Origin of the sequence: Bradyrhizobium sp. USDA 223 (assembly GCF_044909005.1) — a bacterium.
GTDB lineage: Bacteria > Pseudomonadota > Alphaproteobacteria > Rhizobiales > Xanthobacteraceae > Bradyrhizobium > Bradyrhizobium yuanmingense.
In genome coordinates this window covers 1,100,164-1,122,915 of the sequence record NZ_JBIYDR010000001.1, presented here as the reverse complement: position 1 = coordinate 1,122,915, position 22,752 = coordinate 1,100,164, and the positions used below count along the sequence as shown (strand labels likewise).

The 22,752-nt window shown below is 65.4% G+C and carries 20 protein-coding genes; 7 read left to right on the top strand and 13 right to left on the bottom strand.

Annotation, left to right across the window (positions count from 1 at the left end; translation table 11 throughout):
* Positions 1-101: 101 nt before the first annotated feature.
* The 3 genes from ABIA40_RS04840 to ABIA40_RS04830 all read left to right on the top strand — a co-directional run bounded on the left by ABIA40_RS04840 (position 102) and on the right by ABIA40_RS04830 (position 4,337).
* Complete coding sequence (locus tag ABIA40_RS04840) at positions 102-836, top strand: GntR family transcriptional regulator (RefSeq protein WP_404539500.1); 735 nt, start codon at positions 102-104, stop codon at positions 834-836.
* Positions 837-940: 104 nt separating this feature from the next.
* Positions 941-3,916, top strand: a complete 2,976-nt coding sequence (locus ABIA40_RS04835; protein ID WP_404539497.1) for an FAD-binding and (Fe-S)-binding domain-containing protein — start codon at positions 941-943, stop codon at positions 3,914-3,916.
* On the top strand, positions 3,909-4,337 hold the full coding sequence (locus ABIA40_RS04830) for a heme-binding protein (RefSeq protein WP_157285577.1): 429 nt from the start codon (positions 3,909-3,911) through the stop codon (positions 4,335-4,337). Before ABIA40_RS04835 ends, ABIA40_RS04830 begins: the two co-directional genes overlap by 8 nt.
* 134 nt (positions 4,338-4,471) lie before the next feature.
* Here the strand turns inward: ABIA40_RS04830 and ABIA40_RS04825 are convergent, their stop codons facing one another.
* Positions 4,472-5,254, bottom strand: coding sequence for an enoyl-CoA hydratase/isomerase family protein (locus tag ABIA40_RS04825; protein ID WP_404539494.1), 783 nt, complete (start codon positions 5,252-5,254; stop codon positions 4,472-4,474).
* 166 nt (positions 5,255-5,420) lie between these two features.
* On the opposite strand from ABIA40_RS04825, the gene ABIA40_RS04820 reads away from it, so the two are divergent.
* The gene (locus ABIA40_RS04820; RefSeq protein ID WP_404539492.1) at positions 5,421-6,800 is read left to right on the top strand and encodes a caspase family protein; all 1,380 of its coding nucleotides are present in this window, start codon (positions 5,421-5,423) and stop codon (positions 6,798-6,800) included.
* On the opposite strand, the gene ABIA40_RS04815 is transcribed toward ABIA40_RS04820, so the two are convergent.
* From ABIA40_RS04815 to ABIA40_RS04780, 8 genes are all read right to left on the bottom strand, one after another.
* Complete coding sequence (locus ABIA40_RS04815; RefSeq protein ID WP_404539490.1) at positions 6,773-8,899, bottom strand: molybdopterin oxidoreductase family protein; 2,127 nt, start codon at positions 8,897-8,899, stop codon at positions 6,773-6,775. The genes ABIA40_RS04820 and ABIA40_RS04815 overlap by 28 nt on opposite strands.
* Positions 8,900-9,065: 166 nt before the next feature.
* On the bottom strand, positions 9,066-9,872 hold the full coding sequence (locus ABIA40_RS04810) for an SDR family NAD(P)-dependent oxidoreductase (protein ID WP_404539487.1): 807 nt from the start codon (positions 9,870-9,872) through the stop codon (positions 9,066-9,068).
* Positions 9,873-9,894: 22 nt separating this feature from the next.
* Complete coding sequence (locus ABIA40_RS04805) at positions 9,895-11,187, bottom strand: TRAP transporter large permease (protein WP_404539486.1); 1,293 nt, start codon at positions 11,185-11,187, stop codon at positions 9,895-9,897.
* Positions 11,178-11,729, bottom strand: a complete 552-nt coding sequence (locus ABIA40_RS04800; RefSeq protein ID WP_275511421.1) for a TRAP transporter small permease — start codon at positions 11,727-11,729, stop codon at positions 11,178-11,180. The genes ABIA40_RS04805 and ABIA40_RS04800 overlap by 10 nt, the downstream gene beginning before the upstream one ends.
* Positions 11,730-11,794: 65 nt before the next feature.
* A complete protein-coding gene (locus tag ABIA40_RS04795) occupies positions 11,795-12,766 on the bottom strand; it encodes a TRAP transporter substrate-binding protein (RefSeq protein ID WP_275511422.1) in 972 nt (323 codons plus the stop codon).
* A gap of 320 nt (positions 12,767-13,086) precedes the next feature.
* The gene (locus ABIA40_RS04790; protein WP_271537244.1) at positions 13,087-13,815 is read right to left on the bottom strand and encodes a Crp/Fnr family transcriptional regulator; all 729 of its coding nucleotides are present in this window, start codon (positions 13,813-13,815) and stop codon (positions 13,087-13,089) included.
* Positions 13,816-14,118: 303 nt separating this feature from the next.
* Positions 14,119-14,244, bottom strand: a complete 126-nt coding sequence (locus tag ABIA40_RS04785; RefSeq protein WP_404539482.1) for a hypothetical protein — start codon at positions 14,242-14,244, stop codon at positions 14,119-14,121.
* Positions 14,245-14,339: 95 nt separating this feature from the next.
* Positions 14,340-15,053, bottom strand: coding sequence for a helix-turn-helix domain-containing protein (locus ABIA40_RS04780; protein WP_404539479.1), 714 nt, complete (start codon positions 15,051-15,053; stop codon positions 14,340-14,342).
* A gap of 151 nt (positions 15,054-15,204) precedes the next feature.
* Between ABIA40_RS04780 and ABIA40_RS04775 the strand changes: the two genes are divergently transcribed.
* Entirely contained in the window at positions 15,205-15,522 is a 318-nt protein-coding gene (locus ABIA40_RS04775) for a c-type cytochrome (RefSeq protein WP_404539476.1), read from the top strand.
* A 7-nt stretch (positions 15,523-15,529) separates the two neighbouring features.
* Here ABIA40_RS04775 and ABIA40_RS04770 read toward each other — a convergent pair whose 3' ends face one another.
* Genes ABIA40_RS04770 through ABIA40_RS04760 form a run of 3 tightly spaced genes read right to left on the bottom strand, consistent with a single transcriptional unit; the run spans position 15,530 to position 18,543 of the window.
* Positions 15,530-16,633, bottom strand: coding sequence for an ABC-type transport auxiliary lipoprotein family protein (locus ABIA40_RS04770; protein WP_404539474.1), 1,104 nt, complete (start codon positions 16,631-16,633; stop codon positions 15,530-15,532).
* Between the two features lie 3 nt (positions 16,634-16,636).
* Positions 16,637-17,404 (bottom strand): ABC transporter ATP-binding protein, encoded by a 768-nt coding sequence (locus ABIA40_RS04765; RefSeq protein ID WP_036029007.1) that lies wholly within the window; start codon positions 17,402-17,404, stop codon positions 16,637-16,639.
* Between the two features lie 2 nt (positions 17,405-17,406).
* Positions 17,407-18,543: an MlaE family ABC transporter permease gene (locus tag ABIA40_RS04760; RefSeq protein WP_404539471.1), complete on the bottom strand. Its 1,137-nt coding sequence runs from the start codon at positions 18,541-18,543 to the stop codon at positions 17,407-17,409.
* A gap of 169 nt (positions 18,544-18,712) precedes the next feature.
* Here ABIA40_RS04760 and ABIA40_RS04755 point away from each other — a divergent pair, with 169 nt between their 5' ends.
* Both ABIA40_RS04755 and ABIA40_RS04750 read left to right on the top strand, forming a co-directional pair.
* A complete protein-coding gene (locus ABIA40_RS04755; RefSeq protein ID WP_404539468.1) occupies positions 18,713-18,979 on the top strand; it encodes a hypothetical protein in 267 nt (88 codons plus the stop codon).
* Positions 18,980-19,468, top strand: coding sequence for a phage holin family protein (locus ABIA40_RS04750; RefSeq protein ID WP_404539466.1), 489 nt, complete (start codon positions 18,980-18,982; stop codon positions 19,466-19,468).
* A gap of 546 nt (positions 19,469-20,014) precedes the next feature.
* Here ABIA40_RS04750 and ABIA40_RS04745 read toward each other — a convergent pair.
* Positions 20,015-22,708: a GNAT family N-acetyltransferase gene (locus ABIA40_RS04745; RefSeq protein WP_404539463.1), complete on the bottom strand. Its 2,694-nt coding sequence runs from the start codon at positions 22,706-22,708 to the stop codon at positions 20,015-20,017.
* Positions 22,709-22,752 lie beyond the last annotated feature (44 nt).

Here is a 22,752-nt window from a genome sequence, read left to right as displayed (position 1 = left end):
CTCCATCGGCTATTTTGCATTCATTCTTTGTCCCTTCAATTGAAATCTGGTATTCGATTTGAGCGTCGACGCGACCAATCGGGCAAATTATTGTGCTGCAAATGAAATCCACGATTCCCGACACCGGGGTTCCGATCACCCCGCTCGCCGGCAATGGCGACCGGCAGGAGGCCTCGCTGCATGGCGAGATCCTGCTGCGGCTGCGCGACTACGTGGTCGAAGGCAATATTCCGGAAGGCGCGCGCGTTCCCGAGCGGCAGCTTTGCGAGATGCTCGGCATCTCCCGCACGCCATTGCGCGAGGCGCTCAAGGTGCTCGCCGCCGAGGGCCTGATCGAGCTATTGCCCAACCGCGGCGCACGGGTGCGCCAGCTCAGCCAGCGCGATATCGAGGAACTGTTCGACGTCATGGCAGGCCTGGAAAGCCTGGCAGGGCGCCTCGCCTGCGAAGCCATAACGGATGCGGAAATCACGGCGATCGAGCAGCTGCACTACGAGATGTACGGCCATTACCTGCATCGCGACATGCACGGCTATTTCCAGGCCAACCAGCGCATCCACGAGAGCATCGTCGCGGCCGCGCGCAACGAGACGCTGAAGATCGCCTACGCCAATTTCGCCGGCCGGATCCGACGCGTCCGCTACTCCGCCAATTTCGCCCGCAAGCGGCAGCGCTGGGCGGAAGCCATGCGTGAGCACGAGGCCATTCTCGATGCATTGCGCCGCCGCGCCGGGAGCGAGCTTAGCGACATCCTGTTCCAGCATCTGCGCAACAAACGGACGGCAGCGATCGAGCACCTGACCGAGCCCCAAGAGGGCGCGCCGGCATCGCCTTGAGGGGCGCCCGGCTTGCCCATTTTGCATTCGCAATATAGTCGGTCAGGAACCACAATGAATATCCCAGCAAGGCTGAGCCTGGCCGGGTCAGTCCGGAATCAGGGATGACGAACGCCTCCTCGCTCGAACGGCGCCTGCGGTCGGAATTGACCGGCGACGTGCTGTTCGACGGCTTCAGCCGCGGCCGCTACGCCACCGACGCCTCGTTCTACCAGATCATGCCATCAGGCGTGGTCGTCCCCAAGACCATGGACGAGGCCCTGCGGGCGCTGGCGATCGCGCGCGACGAGGGGCTGAAGGTCACCCCGCGCGGCGGCGGCACCTCGCAATGCGGCCAGACCGTCAATGACGGCCTCGTGATCGATCTGTCCAAGCACCTCAACCGGATCCTGTCGCTCGACGTCGAAGGCCGCACCTGCGTGGTCGAGCCCGGCATCGTGCTCGACGACCTCAACCGTCAGCTCAAAAAGCACGGCCTGTGGTTTCCGGTTGACGTCTCCACGGCCTCCCGCGCCACCATCGGCGGCATGGCTGGCAACAATTCCTGCGGCGGCCGCAGCCTGCGCTACGGCACCATGCGCGACAACACGCTGTCGATGGAGGCCTCACTCGCCGACGGCACGCTGAGCCGTTTCGGCGAGGTCGCGCGCGATCTCTCCGACCTCGAGGCCGGCGACAGCACCCGCGCCCTGTTCCGCGACATGCTCGACCTCGGCGCCCGCGAGGCCGACGAGATCGCCGCGCGCTTCCCGAAGGTGCAGCGCCGCGTCGGAGGCTACAATCTCGATGCGCTGGTGCCACGCAATGCGCCGAACAACATGGCGCATCTCTTGGTCGGCTCGGAAGGCACGCTCGCCTTCACCACCAAGGTCGAGCTGAAGCTGTGGCCCGTGATCCGCAACAGGGCGCTCGGCGTCTGCCATTTCGGCAGCTTCTACGAGGCGATGGACGCGGCCCAGCACCTCGTCAAGCTCAAGCCGATCGCTGTCGAGCTGGTCGACCGCACCATGATCGCGCTCGGCCGCGACATCGCGATGTTCGCACCCGTCATCTCCGCGGCGATCAAGGGCGATCCCGACGCCGTGCTGGTGGTCGAATTCGCCGAAGAAGACCAGTCGGACAATCTGGTGCGCCTCAAGCAGCTCGGCGAGTTGATGGGCGATCTCGGCTTCGGCTGGAACAACGACACGCGTAAATGGGGCGGCGTGGTCGAGATCACCGAGCCGGCGCTGCAGAGCGGCATCGCCGATTTCCGCGCGGCCGGCCTCAACGTGATGATGTCGATGAAGCAGGAGGGCAAGCCGGTCTCCTTCGTCGAGGACTGCGCCGTGCCGCTGCCGCACCTCGCCGACTACACCGCACGGCTGAACGAAGTGTTCGCCAAGCACGGCACCAGCGGCACGATGTATGCGCACGCCTCGGAAGGCTGCCTGCATGTGCGCCCCGTTCTGAACCTGAAGCTGGAGAAGGACGTCAAGGCCATGCGCGCCATCGCCGAAGAGGCCTTCGCCCTAGTGCGCGAGTACAAGGGCTCGCATTCCGGCGAGCACGGCGACGGGCTGGTGCGCTCCGAATTCCACGAGGCCATGTTCGGCGAGCGCCTCGTCGCCGACTTCAGGGAGGTGAAGCAGCGCTTCGATCCCGCCGGCGTGCTCAATCCCGGCAAGATCGTCGATGCGCCCAGGATGGACGACCGCTCGCTGTTCCGCTTCAAGCCGGACTATCGGGTCGGCGAGCTGAAGACGAAGCTCGACTGGTCCGCTTATCCCGGCGCCGGCAGCGGCTTCCAGGGCGCAGTCGAGATGTGCAACAACAACGGCGCCTGCCGCAAGCTGGAGGGCGGCGTGATGTGCCCGTCCTATCGCGCCACGCGCAACGAGAAGGACGTTACCCGCGGCCGCGCCAATACGCTGCGGCTTGCGATCTCCGGCCAGCTCGGCCCGGATGCGCTCTCTTCCGACGAGATGATGGAGACGCTCAAACTCTGCGTCTCCTGCAAGGCCTGCCGCCATGAATGTCCGACTGGCGTCGACATGGCCAAGATGAAGATCGAGGTGCTGGCCGCGCGCGCCGCTTCTCACGGCCTGACGCTGCGCGACCGGCTCGTCGGATATCTGCCGCGCTATGCCGGCCTTGCTTCGCGCTTCGCGCCGCTGGCGAATTTGCGAAACAGCAGCCCGCTGCTGCGAAGGCTGTTCGAGCGCTTCGCCGGCATCAGCGCACGCCGGACCCTCCCCGCCTTCCGCCGCGATGTGTTCGTGCCGCCCGCCGAAAGCATCGGCCCGGAGACCGGCCGCGAGGTCGTGCTGTTCGCCGATACCTTCAACTGCATCTATGAGCGCGAGAATCTGGACGCCGCTCTGCGCGTGCTCACGGCCGGCGGCTATCGCGTGCATCTGCCAAAACTTGCGAGCGGCAGCCGTCCGCTGTGCTGCGGCCGCACATTCCTGTCAGCCGGCCTCGTTGACGAAGCCAAGGTCGAGCTCGACCGGCTGGTCTCGGCCTTCGCGCCATACGCGGCGCGCGGCGTGCCGATCGTCGGCCTCGAGCCGAGCTGCCTCCTGACGCTGCGCGACGAGCTCGCTTCACTGCGCAAGGACGACGAGGCCAAGGCGATCGGCGCCCACGCGCTGACCTTCGAGGAGTTTCTGGTGCGCGAGGCCGAGGCCGGAAGGCTGCAACTGCCGCTCGGCATCGTCGCCGACAAGGCCGTGGTGCATGGCCATTGCCATCAAAAATCCTTCGGCGCCTTCAAGCCGGTCGAGCAGGTGCTGCGCCTCGTCCCGGGGCTGAAGGTCGAGACCATCGAGTCGAGCTGCTGCGGCATGGCTGGCGCGTTCGGCTATGGCGCGGACACCTACGATGCGTCGATCGAGATGGCCGAGCTGTCGCTGCTGCCGGCCGTGCGGCGCGCGGACCCGGATACGCTAGTCGTCGCCGATGGCACCTCCTGCCGGCACCAGATCCACGACGGCACCCAGCGCGAAGCGCTTCACGTCGCGCGCGTGCTGGCCATGAGCCTCGATCGCGCCAAATCCAACGCCACCTCTCCAGCTGCAAAGGAAACCAGCCATGGCTGACCTCACCCTCGACACCGCCCGAAAAATCCTCGACGCAGCCTTCGCGAAGGCCGGCGAGCTGAAGCTGAAGCCGCTGGTCGTCACCATCCTGGACGCGCGCGGCGTGCTCAAGCTCGCGGCGGCGCAGGACGGCACCAGCCTGATGCGCGCCGAGATCGCGCATGGCAAGGCCTATGGCGCGCTCGCCATGGGCATGGGCTCGCGCGCTTTGTTCCAGCGCGCGCAGGAGCAGGCCTATTTCGTCGATGCCGTGAACACGATCGCCAAGGGCGCACTGGTGCCGGTCCCCGGTGGCGTGTTGATCATGGACGGCGCGACCCTGCTCGGCGCGGTCGGCGTCTCCGGCGATACGTCCGACAATGACGAGGCCTGCGCGGTGGCGGGGATCCAAGCGGCGGGGCTGAAGGCGAACGCGGGGTGAGATCGTCATTCAGGGGGCGCGCGCAGCGCGAGCCCGGAATCCGTCGTGCAGCAGATCATATCGACAAATGGATTCCGGGCTCGCGCCAAATGGCGCGCCCCGGAATGACAGCAGAGAGCAGTGCCCCTGCCTCCTCACCTCCCCGTCCAGACCGGCTTCCTCTTCTCGCTGAACGCCTTCAACCCTTCCTTGGCGTCCTCGGTCATCGCGAGCAGCGCGATCTGGCTTTCGGTGTAGGCGATGCTCTCGTCGAACGACATCGAGGCGATCGCGCGCATGGCGTATTTGCCGCGGCGGATCGCGGTCGGGGATTTGTCGACGATGCGGCCGATCAGCCAGTCGACCTTGGCATCTAACTCGGCGGCGGGCACGAAGTAGTTGAGCAGCCCCGCGGCCTGCGCGGCCCTGGCGTCGAACGGCTCGCCCGTAAGCGCCCATTCGTTGACGAGACGGGGCGGAGCGATGCGCTGGAGCAGGCTCAGCACCTGCATCGGGAACACGCCGACCTTCACCTCCGGCAGGCCAAAGACGACGTGATCGGCCGCAACCGCCATGTCGGTCATGCACAGAAGGCCCATGCCGCCGGCCATGCAGACGCCATTGAGGCGCGCAATCGCGGGCTTGGTGGCGTTCTGTGACAAACGTAACAGATCGGCATAGTCGACATTTGGTTTGGAATGATCCATCGCGAAAGCCGCGCCGGAATTCTGCAAGTCGGCGCCCGCGCAGAACGCCTTGTCGCCCGCGCCCGTCAGCACGATGACGCGGACGTCCTTGTCCTCATGCGCGTCGCGATAGGCTCTTGTGATCCCGGCGATGACCTCGCCGTTCAGCGCGTTGCGTTTCTCCGGCCGGTTGATGGTGATCCAGAACGCCTGCCCGCGCTTCTCGGTGATGACGGCTGTGGTGTCGGTCATGACATGCTCGCTCGCTTGGTCCGGTTTTGCAGCCATTTGCGGCAGGACCGGCGGCGCGCGCAAGGGCAATCTGCAGGGTCGCCTCACCATAGCGTGTGGGCGCAACTTCGCTTCGCGATTGAACTGGGGCTTGCGCGCGTTATCCTGACCGGAGATTTGATCACCGATGAGCCATTTCATGCGCGCCGCATTGATGTTGTTGCTGGCAGGATTGGTCGTGCTGAGCGGCGGTGCCGCATGCCATGCGGCCGACACCGCGAAGATCGCGCTGGTGATCGGCAACGCGAAATATCCCGACAATGAGTTCGTCCTGAGCGAGGTCGCCAACGATGCCCAGGACGTCGCCGAGGAATTGAAGCGCGGCGGCTTCGTCGTCGACAGGCAGAGCAATCTCACCGGCGATGCCATGCGGCAGGTGCTGGGCCGCTTCTACGACCGCATCGAGCGCGGCGCGGTGGCGCTGATCTTCTTCGACGGCTTTGCCATCCAGTCCAACCGTCAGACCTATCTGCTGCCGGTCGATGCCCAGATCTGGACCGAGCCGGACGTCTCGCGCGACGGCTTCGGCCTCGACGCCATCCTCGCCGAGATGAACACGCGCGGTGCCGCCATCAAGATCGCGCTGATCGACGCTTCCCGCCGCAACCCGTTCGAGCGGCGCTTCCGCCGCTATTCGGCCGGCCTGGCACCGGCGATCGCACCGAGCAATACGCTGGTGCTCTACTCCGCCGCGCTCGGCGCGGTCACGGCGACCGGCAAGACCGATCGCAGCCTGTTTGTCGCCGAGCTGCTGCGCGAAATGCGCGCGCCGAACATCAGCGCCGAACAGGCCCTGACCAACACCAAGAACGGCGTGGTTGCCGCCACCAACCGCGAACAGGTGCCCTGGCTGTCCTCCTCGCTGACGACCGAGTTCTCGTTCGCAAGCCCGGCGACGCGGCCGCGGGACGACGCGGCCAAGCCACAGGTGCAGACACCCGAGCCGCAAAAGCCGGTCTGCGAGGTACCGCAGGCGGAGCCCGCCCCGAATGCGGACGAACTGGCACGAGATCCCGTCATCGCCGATCTCAGCCGCAAGATCACCGCCAACGCCAACGATGTCACCTCGCGCTACAAACGCGGCCAGGTCTACGCGATCAAGCGCGCCTATGCGCTCGCGATACAGGATTTCGACGCAGTGCTCCGCCGCGCGCCCAAGGACGCGGAAGCCCTGAACAACCGCTGCTGGAGCCGGGCTGCGACGGGCGACCCGCAAGGCGCGCTCGCCGACTGCAATCTGGCGCTCCAGATCAACCCGGGCTTGAGCGATGCACTCGACAGCCGCGGGCTCGTCAACCTCAAGCTCGGGCGCAATGGTGAGGCAATCAAGGATTATACCGACGCGATCCAGCGCAACCCGCGCTCCTCGTCCTCGCTGTTCGGCCGCGGTATCGCTGCGCGCAGAAGCGGCGGCGACGGCGTCACCGATATCGCGCAGGCGAAGTCGATGAACCCGAACATTGCGAAGGAATTCGCAGGCTACGGCGTTACGGAGTGCACGCCTTGAGCTGAGGCGGCCTTCCTGATCCAGACCTTATTATCGTGGAACGCCGCGCCGCCGATCGGCGCGATGGTGTCCGCGCCGGTCAGCACGTTGATGCCACGGCCGCCGATATGGTTGCTGTTGGGATGGACGGATTCGGCGATCAGGACACCGCGCCGCACGCCCTCGAACAGCGTCGCGATCAGCGTGGTCTCGCCGCGGCCGTTGCCGAGCGTCACCGCATCGCCATCGGCGATGCCGAGCGCGGCGGCGTCGAGCGGGTGGATCATCACGCTGGCCCGGCCCTCGCGCGCCTGCGAGGACGGCGTCTCGTTGAAGGTGGTGTTGAGGAAGCTGCGCGAGGGACTGGTCGCGAGCCGGAACGGGTGGGCCCGGTCGGCGTGCTCGATCACCGCCCAATGGTCCGGCAGATCAGGCATTTTGTCGAAATCGCCCATCGTCTGCCCGAACGGCGGGTGCGCCCAATCGGCTTTAAAATGGAACTTGCCGTCGGCGTGAGCGAAGCCGTCGAGATAATGCGACGTGCGGAAATCCGGCTGCAGGTCGCGCCAGATGTCGGCTTCGAGGCCGGCGATGTCGCCGTGATTGCTCAGCTTCAGCGTGGCGTCGATCAATTCGCGCGGGCTCATCTCGAAGCCCGGATGCCTGGCGCCCAGCCGCGGCGCCAGCGCCTGCAACACCTCGTGGTTGGAGCGGCATTCGCCCGGCGGGTCGATCAGCTTTGGCCCGACCGAGATGTGCTGATGGCCGCCGCCGTAATAGAGGTCGTCATGCTCCATGAACATGGTCGCCGGCAGCACGATGTCGGCCATCTGCGCCGTCTCGGTCATGAACTGCTCGTGCACCGCCACGAACAGATCCTCGCGCGCAAAGCCCTGCCGGACCAGCGCCTGCTCCGGCGCCACCGTCATGGGGTTGGTGTTCTGGATCAGCAACGCCTTGACCGGGCCCTTGCCCTGCAGAGCTTCGGCATCGCCGGTGAGGATGCGTCCGATCTGCGACTGGTCGAGCGCGCGGGTGGTCTTGTCGATGGCGTCGTGGCCTTCGATGATGGATTCGTTGAAGTGCCACAGCGCGTAATTGTTGAAGAAGGCGCCGCCGCCTTCATACTGCCAGGCGCCGGTCACCGCGGGAATGCACAGCGCCGCATGCATCTGCGTCGCGCCGTTGCGCGAGCGGGTGAAACCATAGCCAAGACGGAAGAAGGTCCGCTTGGTCTCGCCGACAGCCTTGGCGAAGGCCTCGATCTCCGACACCGGGACGCCGCAAATGGCCGAGGCCCATTCCGGCGTGCGCGACTTCAGATGTGCCTCGAGCTCGGCCGGGCAATCGGTGTACTTGTCCATGTAGGCGCGGTCGGCATAGAAGTCGCGGAACAGGACATGCATGACGCCGCAGGCGAAGGCGCCGTCGGTGCCGGGCCGCAGGATGATCCTGATGTCGGCCTGCTTCATGGTCTCGTTGTCGTAGATGTCGATCGCCGCGATTTTCGCGCCGCGCTCCTTGCGGGCGCGCGAGGCGTGCGTCATCACGTTGACCTGGGTATTGACGGGATTGGTGCCCCAGATCACGACGAGATCGGACAGCGCCATCTCGCGCGGGTCGACGCCGGCGATCTTGCCGGTGCCGATCGCAAAGCCGATGCGCGCGACATTGGCGCAGATGGTCTGGTAGAAGCGCGAATATTTCTTCACATGGGTGAGGCGGTTGAGCCCGTCGCGCATCACGAGGCCCATCGTGCCCGCGTAGTAATAGGGCCAGATCGATTCCGCGCCGAACTCGCGCTCCGCCTGGTTGAAGCGGTGGCCGATCTCGTCCAGCGCCTCGTCCCAGGAGATCCGCGCGAACTGACCTGAACCCTTGGGGCCGGTGCGGCGCAGCGGATAGATCAGCCGCTCGGGATGATGGATGCGCTCGGCATAGCGGGCGACCTTGGCGCAGACGACGCCGGCGGTGTAGGTCTGCTTCTTCGAACCGCGGACGCGGCCGATGCTGCGGCCTTCGACCACCTCGACATCGAGGGCGCAGGCCGAGGGGCAATCATGCGGACAGGTCGAATGGCGGATCTCGATCTTCGGGCTGATCTTGGCGTGCTGGTTCATGTCCCAGTTCGTAACACCAAAATACCGGCCAGCCGAGCGCATTTATCCGGCAAGCCCCATGCGATTTGCTCAAGCCGCGCGCGCCGGAGCTTCCTGCTGCGGTTGCGAAGGAGGCTCGGCCAGTAAGCCGCCCGACGTGCAAGCGCAACCCGAGCTACAACCTTTGCTATTTGTGCAACTGGGTGAGACCGGTCGGCGGGCCGTCGACGGCAGTCCAGCCGCCGTCGACGAACAGCGTGCTGCCGCTGACATAGCTTGCGGCATCCGAGGCGAGATAGGCGACGGCGGTCGCGACCTCGTCGGCGCTGCTCCAGCGGTTGAACACGGTGTGGCCGGCGTAGAGATTGTAGATGTCGGGGCGCTGCTTGAACGGGCCGGTCAGCGCGGTCTCGGCAATGCTCGGGGCGATCGCGTTGACGCGCACGCCGGCGTGGCCGACCTCGGAGGCAAAGCCCTTCACCAGGAGGCCGATCGCCGCTTTGGTCGAACCGTAGACGCCGAGGCCCGGCTCGATGGTCACCGCGCGGACCGAGGAGCAGGCGATGATGCTGCCGCCCCTCTGCGCGACCATGATGCGGCCGAAGGCCTGGAAGAACCAGACCGTGCCCTTGACGTTAAGGTTGAGGACGCGGTCGAGATCCTCCTCGGTGTAGTCGAGGATGGTCTTGCGGATGTTGAGCCCGGGCGTCGTCACGGCGATGTCGAGCCGCGGGAACTTCTGCATCACGGTTTGGGCGAGCGCGTTGACGTCCGCGGCGCTTGCGGCGTCGCAATCAGCTGCTTCCGCCCAGCCGCCCTTGTCGCGAATGCCGGCGGCGGTCGCCTCCGCTGCGTCGAGCGCACGATCGGCGCAGACGACCCGCGCACCGAGACCGGCAAGCGCTTCGGCCGACGATTTGCCGATGCCGGATGCGGCGCCGAGAACGACCGCAGTCTTGCCGGTGAGATCGAAGAGCTTGCGATAGTCCGTCACTGACAATGTCTCCCTGGTGCTGCTAGCCCTTGTAGCCCATCAAGAGGCGCGGCAGCCACAACGAGAATGCAGGGACGTAGGTCACGAACATCAGTGCTGCGATGAGCGCAGCATAGAACGGCAGGATGGTGCGCATCACCGCACCGACCGAGATGCCGCCGATGGCGCAGCCGACGAATTGCGTCGTTCCGACCGGCGGCGTATTGAGCCCGAGGGCGCAATTGATCAGCATCAGCATGCCGAACTGCACCGGGTCCATGCCCGCCTTCATCGCGATCGGCAGGAAGATCGGGGTGCAGATCAGGATGGTGGCCGCCATGTCCATGAACGTGCCGAGCACGAACAGGATGATGTTGATGAGCAGGAAGATCACCCAGGGCTGCGTCGACAACTTGTTCATCATCGCGCCGGCGAGATCCGCCACTTCGTAAAGTCCCATCAGGTACTGGAACATGGTGGAGACGCCGATCAGCAGCAGCACCACTCCCGTCGTCTTCACCGCCTTGGCCGCGGCGCACAGGAAGTTGCCCCAGGTCATGGTGCGGTAGATGAAGAACGTCAGCAGGATCGAGTAGGTGACGGCGATGGCCGCCGATTCGGTTGCCGTGAAGACGCCGGACAGGATGCCGGCCAGGATGATGCCGACGATCAGAAGCCCCGGCAGCGCCGCCGCCAGCGAGCGGACCACCTCGGCCCAGCCCGGGAACTTGCCGGCGGGATAGCCGCGCTTCACCGCGACCGCGTAGGCGGCAACCAGCATGCAGACCATCAGCACCAGCGCCGGCAGCAGGCCGGCCGCAATGAGCGCGCCGATCGAGACCTTGCCGCCGGCCGCCAGCGCATAGATGATCATGTTGTGGCTGGTCGGCATCAAGGCGCCCACGAGCGAGGCATGGGTGGTGACGTTGACGGCGTAGTCGGTATCGTATCCCTCCTTCTTCATCATCGGGATCATCACCGCGCCCATCGCCGACACGTCGGCCACGGGCGAGCCGGAGACGCCGCCGAACAGCGTGCAGGCGACCACGTTCGACATGCCGAGCCCGCCGCGGATGTGCCCGACGAGATTCTTGGCGAGCTGCACGATCTTGTCGGCCACGCCGCCATGCAGCATCAGCTCACCGCTGAAGACGAAGAACGGAATTGCGAGGAAGGAGAAGATGTTCATCCCCGACATCATCTGCTGGAAGATGACGGCGACCGGCAGGCCTTCGTAGAGGATGGTGCAGATGGCCGCCAGGCCGATCGCGAAGGCGACCGGTACGCCGAGGATCAAAAAGCCGAAGAAGGTGGCGCCGAGGATGATCAGTTCCATGAGGGGACGACCTCTTCGCCGCGCAGGAGAGCAATGATGTGCTCGATGGAAAACGAAACGATCAGGATGCCGGAGGCGAACAGCGGCACGTAGCGGATCACCTCGGGCAGGCCGAGATTGGGGATCTTCACGGTGCCGACCGACGCGCCGAGGATCCAGCCGTTATAGGCCATGGCGAGGCCGAACACGGCGACCAGAACGTGGATCACGATCTCGATCTTCTCCCGCGCGTGATCGGGGAGCATGACCAGCAGGCTGTCCATGCCGATATGCCCGGCATCGCGTACGCCGACGGCGGCGCCGATCAGCGTGACATAGAGGATCAGGACCAGCGCCAGGTTCTCCGTCCAGGTCGGGCTGGAGTTGAGCACGTAACGTCCGAACACCTGGTAGAAGACGATGGCGACGATGACGAGCAGGCCGGTGACCGAAAGGTACATGCCAATGCGCGCGATGGGGGCATTGACCCGCGACAGCAAGCCGGTGGACGGGCGTGCTGCTACGGCCCCCTGCTCGTGACTTGCGACGTGTGGGTCTGTCATCCCGCGCCTCCTCACGGCATCCGGTGCCGCCTGGCGGCGACGCCGGACCCGATTCCCGTATTGTCTTACTTGGTGTCCTGGATACGCTTGACGAGGCTCTGCAGCTTCTCGCCACCGGCGAACTTCTGGTACACCGGCTTCATCGCATCCACGAACTCCGCCTTGTTGCCGATCGTGACGACCTGAACGCCAGCGGCTTCGACGGTCTTGCGGGCGGCCTGCTCGCGCGCGTCCCAGAGCTTGCGCATGACGGGCACCGATTCCTTGGCGGCCTTGCGGACCATCGCCTGGTCCTCCTTGCTCAGCGTGTCCCAGACCTTTTTCGAGATCACGAGAACTTCGGGCGCGAGGGAGTGCTCGGTGATGTTGTAGAACTTGGCGGCTTCGAAGTGACGGGAGGATTCGTAGGACGGCCAGTTGTTCTCGGCAGCGTCGACGAGGCCGGTCTTGAGCGCGGTGTAGACCTCGCCATAGGGCATCGGCGTCGGGTTGGCCCCCAAGCTCTGGATCATGCCGACCCACAGGTCGGATTGCTGGACGCGGATCTTCAGGCCCTTCAGATCGGCCAGCGATTTGACCGGTCCCTTGACGGTATAGACCGAGCGCGCGCCGCTGTCGTAATAGGCAAGGCCGACCAGGCCCGCGGGCTCCATGGCTGCCAGGATCTCATCGCCGATCGGACCGTCGAGGACGGTGCGCATGTGCTGCGTGTCCCTGAAGACGAAGGGCAGGCACAAGGCGATGGTCTCGGGCACGAAATTGTTCAGCGGCGATGCGTTGATCCGCATCATGTCGAGCGCGCCGATCTTGAGTTGCTCGATCGTGTCCTTCTCCGAACCCAGGGCGCCGTTCGGAAACACCTTCACGCCAAGCTTGCCGCCGCTCGCCGCCGCGAGTTGCTGGCCCATGAACTTGACCGCCTCGACGGTCGGATAATCGGCGGGGTGAACGTCAGCCGAGCGGAAATCGCGTGCAGTGGCCAGGGGTGCTGAGACCGCCAGTGCAACGGCTGTGATGATACCGGTGAGCGTCTTCATGTGGGCTTCCTCCTGGGTTGATTGGATTGATTATATCGTTGTCGGCCCGGCTGCAGGCCGCCTTGGGTCGCTCCGCTTCAGGTGTGAAGTCAAGCGCCAATGTCGTCCCTAGGGCGGGCGGCATTCTCTGTCCAAGCCAAATCCGGCATCGATCGATGCAAGACTTGCATCGATCGATCTCTGGCGCAATTCGCACTATGGTGGGTATGGCGGGCTGGCTCGACGTCGCTGGGCCCGTGACTTGACGCCTCCAAAGATCGAGCGGGCCTCCGCGGGCTGGACCTGCGCGGTCGCCATCATCGACGATTAGGCCGACGGCGTCACTCGCCGCCGAGGCCGCTCTCGGCGAGCTCGCGCAGCGCGTCCGTATCGAGCACGACGATGGCGCCGTGCTCGAGGCGGACCCAGTTGCGGCCGGCCCAGGCGCGCAATTGCTTGTTGATGCTCTCGCGCGTCATCCCGACCATCTCGCTGATCTCCTGCTGCGTGATGGCGAGCGTGCCGCTGCCGGAAGCCAGCTTGCGCTCTTCGGTGAGACCGAGCAGCGCACTGGCAAGCCGGCCCGGCAGATTCTGCAGGATCACCTGCTCGACCTGCTGACTGGTCCAGCGCAGGCGCGCGCACAGCAGCTCGATGAACTTCATCGCCAGCGCCGGCTGGCTCTTCACGAACGGCAGGAAGTCCCGGCGATCGATGACGTAGAGCTCGCAATTGGTGTTGGCGGTCGCATCCGCCGACCTGGGCGCGCCGTCGAGCACGGCGATCTCGCCGAAGATTTCTCCCGGGCCGATGAGATTGAGAATGGCGTTCCGCCCATCAGGCGATGAGGAGGAAATCTTGACTGTTCCCGCGATCACCGCGAAGAGATTGTTGCCGGGATCGCCCTTGGCCGCGATCGTCGCCCCACGCTTGACGGTGGTGTGCTTGGCGTAGCGGCAGAGTTGATCGAGCGCTTCCGGCTCCAGATCCGCGAAGATCGGGTGCTTGCGCAGGACCGATAGTTTGTTGCCCGCCGGTTGTCGGGGATCGCCGGTCTTGTCCTGAGGCACGCCGCGGGGCTCCTAAGACTACGAGGCACTGGGTTCCTGCGTAGTCAACGTTACCAGGCATTTCAACCGGAAAGCACGCGCGCGATTTGAGGCAAATGCCACGAAAAGGCCGGTAACGAGGAAGTCAGCAGCCAAAAGCTGCGGCGATGCGTCTTCTTCGACGCAGAGTTGCGGATTACGCAAACTGCGATTGCGTCGAGACGCTGCCGAGGGCCAGCGCCCGCCTGGGCGAACATCGACCCTGGCGCGCCGGACTCGGACCTAAACCTGGACTTGGACTTGGACTTGGACCTGCAGAAGGCTTCAGTGCCTGGAATCCGGATCGAGCCGGCCCGCCCTGGTTTGCCGGTCAGCCCAGGCCAGAACTGCGGCGAACACGACAAAGATCGCGACAACGACAACGATCACCAGCAACGCGTCAGCAGGCATCATCCCCTCCCGGATTTCTCTCCGGCGTTATTTTGCGGGGCATGGCCGCCGTCATTGATCGGGATCAAATTGCCGAGAGAGTCCCGGAGATGAGGTCAGGCTGCGGCCATGGCCTCGACACGGGCCGGATCGAGCAGGCTGATTCCGCCGTGAATGATCTCGATCACGCCGTGACGCTCAAGCTTGGTAAAGGTGCGGCTGACGGTCTCGATGGTCAGGCCGAGATAATCGGCGATGTCCTGACGGCTCATCGGAAGCGCGACCATGTCGGACGGACCCTTGAGCGCGACCAGCCGCTCACGCCAGCCGAGCAGAAAGGTCGCGACCTTCTCGTCGGCCGAGCGGCGGCCGAGCAGAACCATGTGGTCGCGAGCCTGGCTCAACTCGCGAATGGCCAGCTCGTTGATGCGCCTGAGCAATTGCGGCCGGTCTTCGATGAAACGGCCGAAAGGCCCTTTAGGGAATTGGCACACTTTCACCACGCCGATCGCATCGGCCGAAAAATTGTGCCGGCCGGACAGATTCATCCCGAGGAAGTCACCGGGCAAGGCAAAGCCGACGATCTGCCGCCGGCCGTCAGGCAGCAGCTTGTACAGCCGCATGACGCCTTCGAGGACGTTGTAGAACGAGGTCGTGATGTCCTCCTCGGAAAACACGGTCTCGCCCGAATCGAAATGGACGCGGCGGCCGAGATGCTCGAACTCCCGGAGTTCGGCTGCATCGAGCGACGAGCAGACCGCCGCTCCACGCACGGCACAATCGTCGCAATGATGTCCGTTCGGCTCACTCGTGACCACGGAAGGCTTCATCCATCGCTCCCCACGCCGGCCGCTCCCGACGTCAGGCCGAGTCCACCGCGCGGCTGCATTTTACTGCACCGTGCCGCAGCCGATTGACCCAGATCAAATTTGGCTGGCATCCCGCTCTTATTCTGCGTCCACGGTTCGACGGGATGATTCCATGCTGCAAAGCGCACTGCGTCACGGCCTGATTGGGCTGCTTCTGATCACGCCTGCGCTCGCGGCCCCGGCCGCCCAACAACGCGGCAAGGCTTTCGCCCGAGCAAATTGCGCACGCTGTCACGCGATCGACCGCGCCTCCAAGAGCCCGCTGGAGATCGCGCCTCCCCTACGCAACCTGCATCGGCGCTATCCGATCAACAGCCTTGGCGAGGCGCTGGCCGAGGGGATCTCCACCGGACATGCCGACATGCCGGCCTTCGCGCTCAGCCCGGACCAGATCCACGACCTGCTATCCTATCTGAAGACGCTGGAATAGTCGCCCCTCACACCGCCTGCACGGTCCATCCGATCAGCTCCTTGGCGATGCGCGCGAAGGCGACATCGAAGGCGGCGACAGAAGCGGCCGGTTCGACCTTGTCGAGCTTTTCGCTGGCCTCGATGAGCCGCGATGCGATCACCTTGCCATTCTTGTCGACGATCCGCGCCGACAGTCCGATTTCGGCCCGAGCCTCCCCATCCGTCGCGATCCGAAAGCGCCGGATGTCGAGCAGGAGCTGGTAGTCCGCCGCGCCGAGATCCGTCGTGCGCAGCGGGGCGTGGGCGATGTCGTAGTTCTCGAAACTGTCGATCAGGCGCGCCTGCACCAGTTTCGGAATGCTGTCAGCCCAGAGGAACTCCGCAAAGCCCGGCCTGTCCCCGGCCGGCGCGAACAGCATGCGCTGGGTCTGCAGCATTGCCACTGCCGTCGGCTCTGGGATGGCCAGCGACGCCGACAGCGTCTTGCCGGCCGGCCCGGGATTTTGCGGCGTCCGCAGGTCGTAGGTGACCTTCGGCGCGGGCGTGCCGCCGCCGGTCATCTTCTCGAGGCCCGCCAGGATGCCGTCGATCTTGCCGGTGTTGCGCGCGAGCCCGTCGGAGAAGGTCTTGAAATTGGCAATGGTGTCCTTCAGCGGGCCGGAATTGTCCTGAAGCACCGTGTCGACCCGCCGCAGCGCATCGCGCGCCGCCTGCGTCATGCTCTGGCCTGCGCCGGCCTCCGCGATCAAAGTCGGCAGCTCGCCGGACTTCGCGATTATCACGCCGCCCTCCAACGTCACCACGGGAACGCCGGTCAGGCCCTGGAATTCGAGACCGACCTTGGTGTCGGCACGCACCGGCGTCGCGGTTGCAACGGAGATCGTGGCATTGACGAAGCGCGGGTTTTCAGGCGCGAGTCCGAGCTGGGTGACCTCTCCGACCCGAATGCCGTTGAACAGCACGCCCGCGCCGACGAGGAGGCCGGGCACCGGTCCCTGGAATTGCACGTGATAGTTCGTGCGCGGGCCGATGCCGCCGGTGTTGTTCAGCCAATAGACGAAGCCGAACACTGCGACGATCGCGACCAGCACGAAACTGCCGATCAGCACATAGGGAGCGCGGGTTTCCATCTCTCATCTCATCTCGTGTTGCAGCATCTGCGAGCGCTTGCCGTGGAAATAGGCGCGCACCCAGGGATGCTCGGATTGCAGCAATTCGCGCATCGGGCCGATCGCCACGATCTTGCCGTCGGCGAGCGCGGCGACGCGATCGCAGACCGTGGTCAGGCTCGCAAGGTCGTGGGTCACCATGAACACCGTGAGCTCCAGGGTCTTTTGCAGCGTCTTGATCAACGCGTCGAACTCGCCGGCGGCGATGGGGTCGAGGCCCGAGGTCGGCTCGTCCAGGAACAGGATCGGCGGATCGAGCGCGAGCGCGCGCGCCAGCGCCACGCGCTTGGTCATGCCGCCGGACAGCTCCGCCGGATATTTGTCGGCGTCCTCCGCACGCAGGCCGACCATCTCGAGCTTGGCGATCGCGATCTCATCCATCAGCTCCTGCGACAGGACGAGATTTTCGCGCAAGGGAAACTGGACGTTCTGGCGCACCGTCAGCGAGGAGAACAGCGCGCCCTGCTGGAACAGGATGCCCCAGGCCATCGCGGCGCCGCGGCCGTGGCCTCCGCCGGGTTGTCCCATGACCTCGATGGTCCCGCTCCGGCGCGGGATGAGGCCGATGATGGTCCGCATCAGAACCGACTTGCCGCCGCCGGAGGCACCCACCAGCCCGAGGATCTCGCCGCGGCGGACGTCGAGCGACAGATGGTCGAGCACGGTCTGGCGACCGAAACCGACCACGAGATCGCGGACGCGGATCGCGAACTGGTCTTGCGATTCTTCCATCGTCACATTCCGATCGAGGCAAAGAAGATCGCGAACAGGCCGTCGAGCACGATCACCAGGAAGATCGATTTCACCACTGACGTCGTGGTCTGCCGCCCCAGCGACTCCGCGCTGCCCTTGACGCGCAATCCCTCGCTGCAGGCCACGATCCCGATCACCAGCGCCATGAACGGCGCCTTCAGGATGCCGACCTCGAAATGGGTGACAGAAATGGCCTCATGCAGGCGTGCGATGTAGATCGCCGGCCCCATGTCGCCGTAGAACTGCGCGACGAGCCCGCCGCCGTAGAGCGCGGCGATCGATCCGATGAAAGTGAGGATGGGCAGCGCAATGACCAAGGCCGCAACGCGCGGCAGGATCAGGACGTCGACCGGATCGAGCCCCATGGTGGAAAGCGCGTCGATCTCCTCGCGCATCTTCATCGAGCCGAGCTCGGCGGTGTAGGCGCTTCCCGACCGCCCTGCGACCATGATGGCGACGATCAGCACGCCGAGCTCGCGCAGCACCAGGATGCCGACCATGTCGACCGTATACGATTCCGCGCCGAACCTGCGGAAGTGGAAAAAGCCCTGCTGTGCGATGATGGCGCCGATCAAAAACGTAATCAGCGTGACGATGGGGATCGCCTGCCATCCGATGCGGTAGAGCTGATATACCAGCGAGGTCAGCCGCAGCGAACGCGGCCGGCGCAGCACGCCGATGACGGCCATGAACAGGGCGCCGAGCATCTGGAGAAAGACCGTGACGTCCTCCCGCGCCCCGACCGTGGACTTGCCGAGATCGCCCAGCCGCGCCAGGACCGGATTGGGCGCGGCCGCCGGAGCCGGCGTGCGGCGGTTGACCTGGCGCACCTCGTCCATCAGCCCGCTGAAATGATCGGCGACGCCGACGAACTCGGCCGACCTACCTGACGACGACACCCTGCGCGACAACTTCTCCAGGACCCAGGCGCCGAGCGTATCGAGCGCGCTGATGCCCGACATGTCCAGGGTTACGGCGCGCGAACGATCGACGTCGGCCCCGACCGAGCGGGACAAAGTCTCGAGCCTCACCACGTTCGCGGCGGTCCAGCGCCCTTCAGGACGCAATTTCAGCACATCGCCCGACGGCGTCGCGCGTAGCAGCGGTTCGTGGTCCACGCTTTCCACCTCATCGGGACAATCGGTCCCCATCCAGCCGGTACTTCTAGGCCAGCATGTGGCGGCCGGCTTGACCTGTCTCAAGACACCCCCGCCTCTTGACGCAAATCAAGCGCGATCGCTGCGCGGGGTCTTAGGCTCGTTTCAATTCAATGAGGGTGCCAGATCCATGTTCGACGCCAACAGGATGAGCGAAGAGTTGCGAACGCTGAAGGTCGACGTCACGCGCCTGTTGAGCACCGCCGGCGAGGAGATGTTCGAGAGCTCGAAAGCTCGCACCGAAGCGCTCGCCGATCAGATCAGGGCTGCGCTCGGCGAGACCGTCGAACAGGAGGGGGAGAAGCTCCAGGGCCTCGTTGCGGAGCGCCCGATTACCTCGCTCGCCTCCGCCTTCGCGCTGGGCGTGGTCGTCGGCTTCATGCTGAGGAGACACTAGGTGAACACCGAGAACGTCGTCAAACATCTGCGCGTGCTGTGGCGCACCGACAGGATCATCGCCGACATCAGGCTGCGCCATCTGCTGATCGGCCTCGGCCTGCGCGCCTTCGCGGCGCTGATCGCCGCGTTCGGACTGCTGATGCTGGAGCTGTCGGCCTATTTCGCGCTGGTGCAGATCTGGAGCGCGATCGCCGCGGCGGCCATCCTCGGCGCCGTCAATTTCGCCATCGCGGCCGCTCTCTTCCTGATCGCCGGCCGGCCTCCGTCGGGCCGCGATATCGAGCTCGCCAACGAAATTCATGACGCGTCCATCGAAGCGCTCCAGCTCGAGGCACGTGCGCTCCAGGCCCAGGTGTCGGGCGCGGTGCATCATCCGCTGAGCACGATCGTGCCGACGCTGCTGCCGCTGATCGCAATCGTCGTGAAGAACTTGCGAACGGCGGCCAAGACGGCGCCCGATGCAGATTCGGCCAAGGCGCGCTCCTAGAGGAACGGCTTCGGCTCGAGTCGGATGCCGCGGCGACTTGTTCAACTCTCGCGGCAGAGCAATCGCATGGAGCGATTTCTGCAATGGCCATCCTTCGAGACGCCCGCCGTCGGCGGGCCTCAGGATGAGGATCGAGGGCGCTACGCCAGACGCTGCCTCCCAGCAAAAATGCGAAAACAACCCCATGCACAGTAGACCGCCCCTGTCAGAACAAGGACTTGCGGGGATGGACGAGGTCTTTTCGGATTTGCGAAATAAATTCTGGCACGTCGGGCAAAACAGTGGCATATTGGCACCATCGCAACAGTCGCGAGCGTCAGGCCTGCAAGGCTGCGCCAACCCCGACGCTGTTGCGCATAAACCCTTCATCCACATTTCGAAATTCGCATTCGCGCGCAGCGCGCCTGCGCCGCCCAGGAGGACACGGCACGTGACCACAGCTCTCTCGCATCCCATCACATCGCCGCTCGCGGCAAACGATCGCGGCGCCCCCGCCGCGAACCCCATCGCGGTCAGGCGTCCCGACCCGCAGGCCGGCGAACGGCATCAAAGCTTCAGCCTGACGTCGCAGATGTCTGGCTCGGCCGGGTCCGGCTTGACCTCGAAGCCGAGCTGCCGGCACATGTCGAGCATGACGGTGTTCTCCTGCAGCACGTCGCCCGATATGGTCTTCAATCCTTCCGACCGCGCGTAGTCGATGATCAACTGCATGAGGGCCCAGCCGAGCCCCCTGCCCTTGAGGTCGGACCTCAGCAGGATCGCGTATTCGCCGGTCTCGTAGATCGAGTCGGAATGGAGCCGAACCACGCCGACCATTTCGCCGCTGGCCTCGTCGAACGCGATGAAGGCCATCGCGCGCGCATAGTCGAGCTGGGTCAGGCGCGCGATGAATTCGTGGGTGAACTCCTTCATCGGGGCGAAGAAGCGCAGGCGAAGGTCGTGCGCCGTGACGTGACGCAGGAATTCGTGGATGGTCGGCTCGTCCTCGGGGCGCATGGGCCGCACGAAGATGCGCCAGTCCTCCTTGAGCTTGAGGCGGCGCTCCCATTGCGACGGATAGGCGCGAACGGCGAAATTGGCCGGGCCGGAGCCGGCGAACTTCCGCTGCGGCGGTGCGATTGCGACGCGGGCATCCACCGCGGTCACGCCGGTTTCGTCGGCCAGCAGCGGATTGATGTCGAATTCGCGGATCTCGGAAATGTCGGCCGCCATCTGCGCCAGCTTGACCAGCACCATGGCGACGGCGTCGTGCTTCACCGCCGGCACGTCCCGATAGGCCTTCAGCAGCCGCGACACGCGCGTGCGGTCGATCAGATCGCGGGCCAATTGCAGGTCGAGCGGCGGCAGCGCCAGCGCCTTGTCGTTGATGATCTCCACCGCCGTGCCGCCGCGGCCGAAAACCACCACCGTGCCGAAGGTCGGATCGTCGGCAAGGCCGAGGATCAGCTCGCGCGCCTTTGCCTTGACGACCATGGCCTGGACGATGACGCCGCCGATACGCGCCTCGGGCCGCAGCTTTCGCGCTCGCGCAAGTATGTCCGTCGCCGCTGCACGCACGGCCTCCGGCGTCGTCAGGTTGAGCACGACGCCGCCGACGTCGGATTTGTGGGTGATGTCCCGCGACATGATCTTCAGCACGACGGTGCCGCCTTGGGCGAAGATGTCCTTTGCATAGGTCACCGCCTGGTCGACATCGGCTGCCGCAAAGGTCGGCACCATCGCGATATTGTAGGCTTCGAGCAGGTGCTTGATCTCGACAGGTTCGAGCCACTGGCGGCCGTCCGCGATCGCGGCTGTGACGATCTCTCTCGCCCCCCTGACATCCGGAACGAACGTATCGGGCATCGCGGGAGGCACCTGGGTCAGCTCCTCCACGACTTCCCGGTGCCGGACCAGATGCATGAAGCCGCGCACGGCGTCGTCCTCGGTCGGATAGTTCGGCACGCCGGCGCTGGAGAGTGCCTGGATGATGTGCTGATCGGCGCCGACCCAGGCCGCCAGCACGGGCTTTGCCCATCGCCGGTGCTGCTCCCGATACTTGGCCACGAGCTCCGTCACGGTCTTGGCGATCTCGACGGCCGATGCGATCGCGGTCTGCACGTTGAGGACGAGGACTGCGTCGTTGTCGCGATCGGCCAGCAGCTCCTCCAGCGCCGCTGCGTAACGCGCAGCGTCGGCGTCGCCCACGATGTCGACGGGGTTTGCACCGGACCAGGTCGGCGGCAGCGCCGCATCGAGCTTCCTGCGCGCATCAGTCGAGATGGTTGCCGGAATACCACCGAGCTCGACCAATCGATCGACGGCGAGGACGCCGATGCCGCCACCGTTGGTGAGGATGGCGAGACGCTTTCCCGTCGGCGATTCCACGCGGCCGAGTGTCTCGGCACAGTCGAACAGCTCGCGCAGGTCGGACACCCGCAGCACGCCCGCGCGGCGGAACGCCGCGTCATAGACGGCGTCGGCACCGGCGAGCGCCCCGGTATGCGTGGCAGCGGCCTTCGCACCCTGCGCCATGCGGCCGGACTTCACCACGACGACGGGCTTCACGCGCGCGGCGGCCCGCGCCGCCGACATGAACTTGCGCGCGTCCTTGATCGCCTCGATGTAGAGCAGGATCGCGCGGGTCTTGTGATCCATCGCGAAATGGTCGAGCAGATCGGCAATGTCGACGTCGATCTGATCCCCGATCGAGACGATGCCGGAGAAGCCGACGCCGCGCTGCGCGGCCCAATCCACCATGCCGGCGGCAATGGCGCCCGATTGCGAGATCAGCGCGAGGTTGCCGGCCCCCGGCATGTGGGCGGCGAAACTGGCATTCAGGCTGACGCCGGGCATCATGATGCCGAGGCAGTTCGGCCCGATCAGCCGCATGCCGTGTTTGCGGGCGGCAGCGCTGGTCGCCTCGTGCAGCGATCCCGGTCCCTGGCCGAGCCCCGCCGAGACGATCAGCGCACCCGCAGATCCGCGACGGCCGGCCTGCTCGACGATGCCTGGAATCTCGCCCGCGGGCGCGGTGACGACGACGAGCTCGGGCACGAAGTCCAGCCTGTCCAGGCTCTTCACCGCCGCGATGCCGCCGATCTCGGCGTGGCGCGGATTGACGAGGCCAAACCGCCCCTTGAATCCGGCCTTGCGAATGTTCTCCAGGACCGCACGTCCAACAGACGCCGGACGCGCGCTCGCGCCGACGAGCGCGACCGAGCGCGGCGACAGCAGGTTGTTTAGGCGATAGATAGACATGAAAGCAAATGCGCTGGGTCAGCGGCGGTTCCGATGATTGAGGA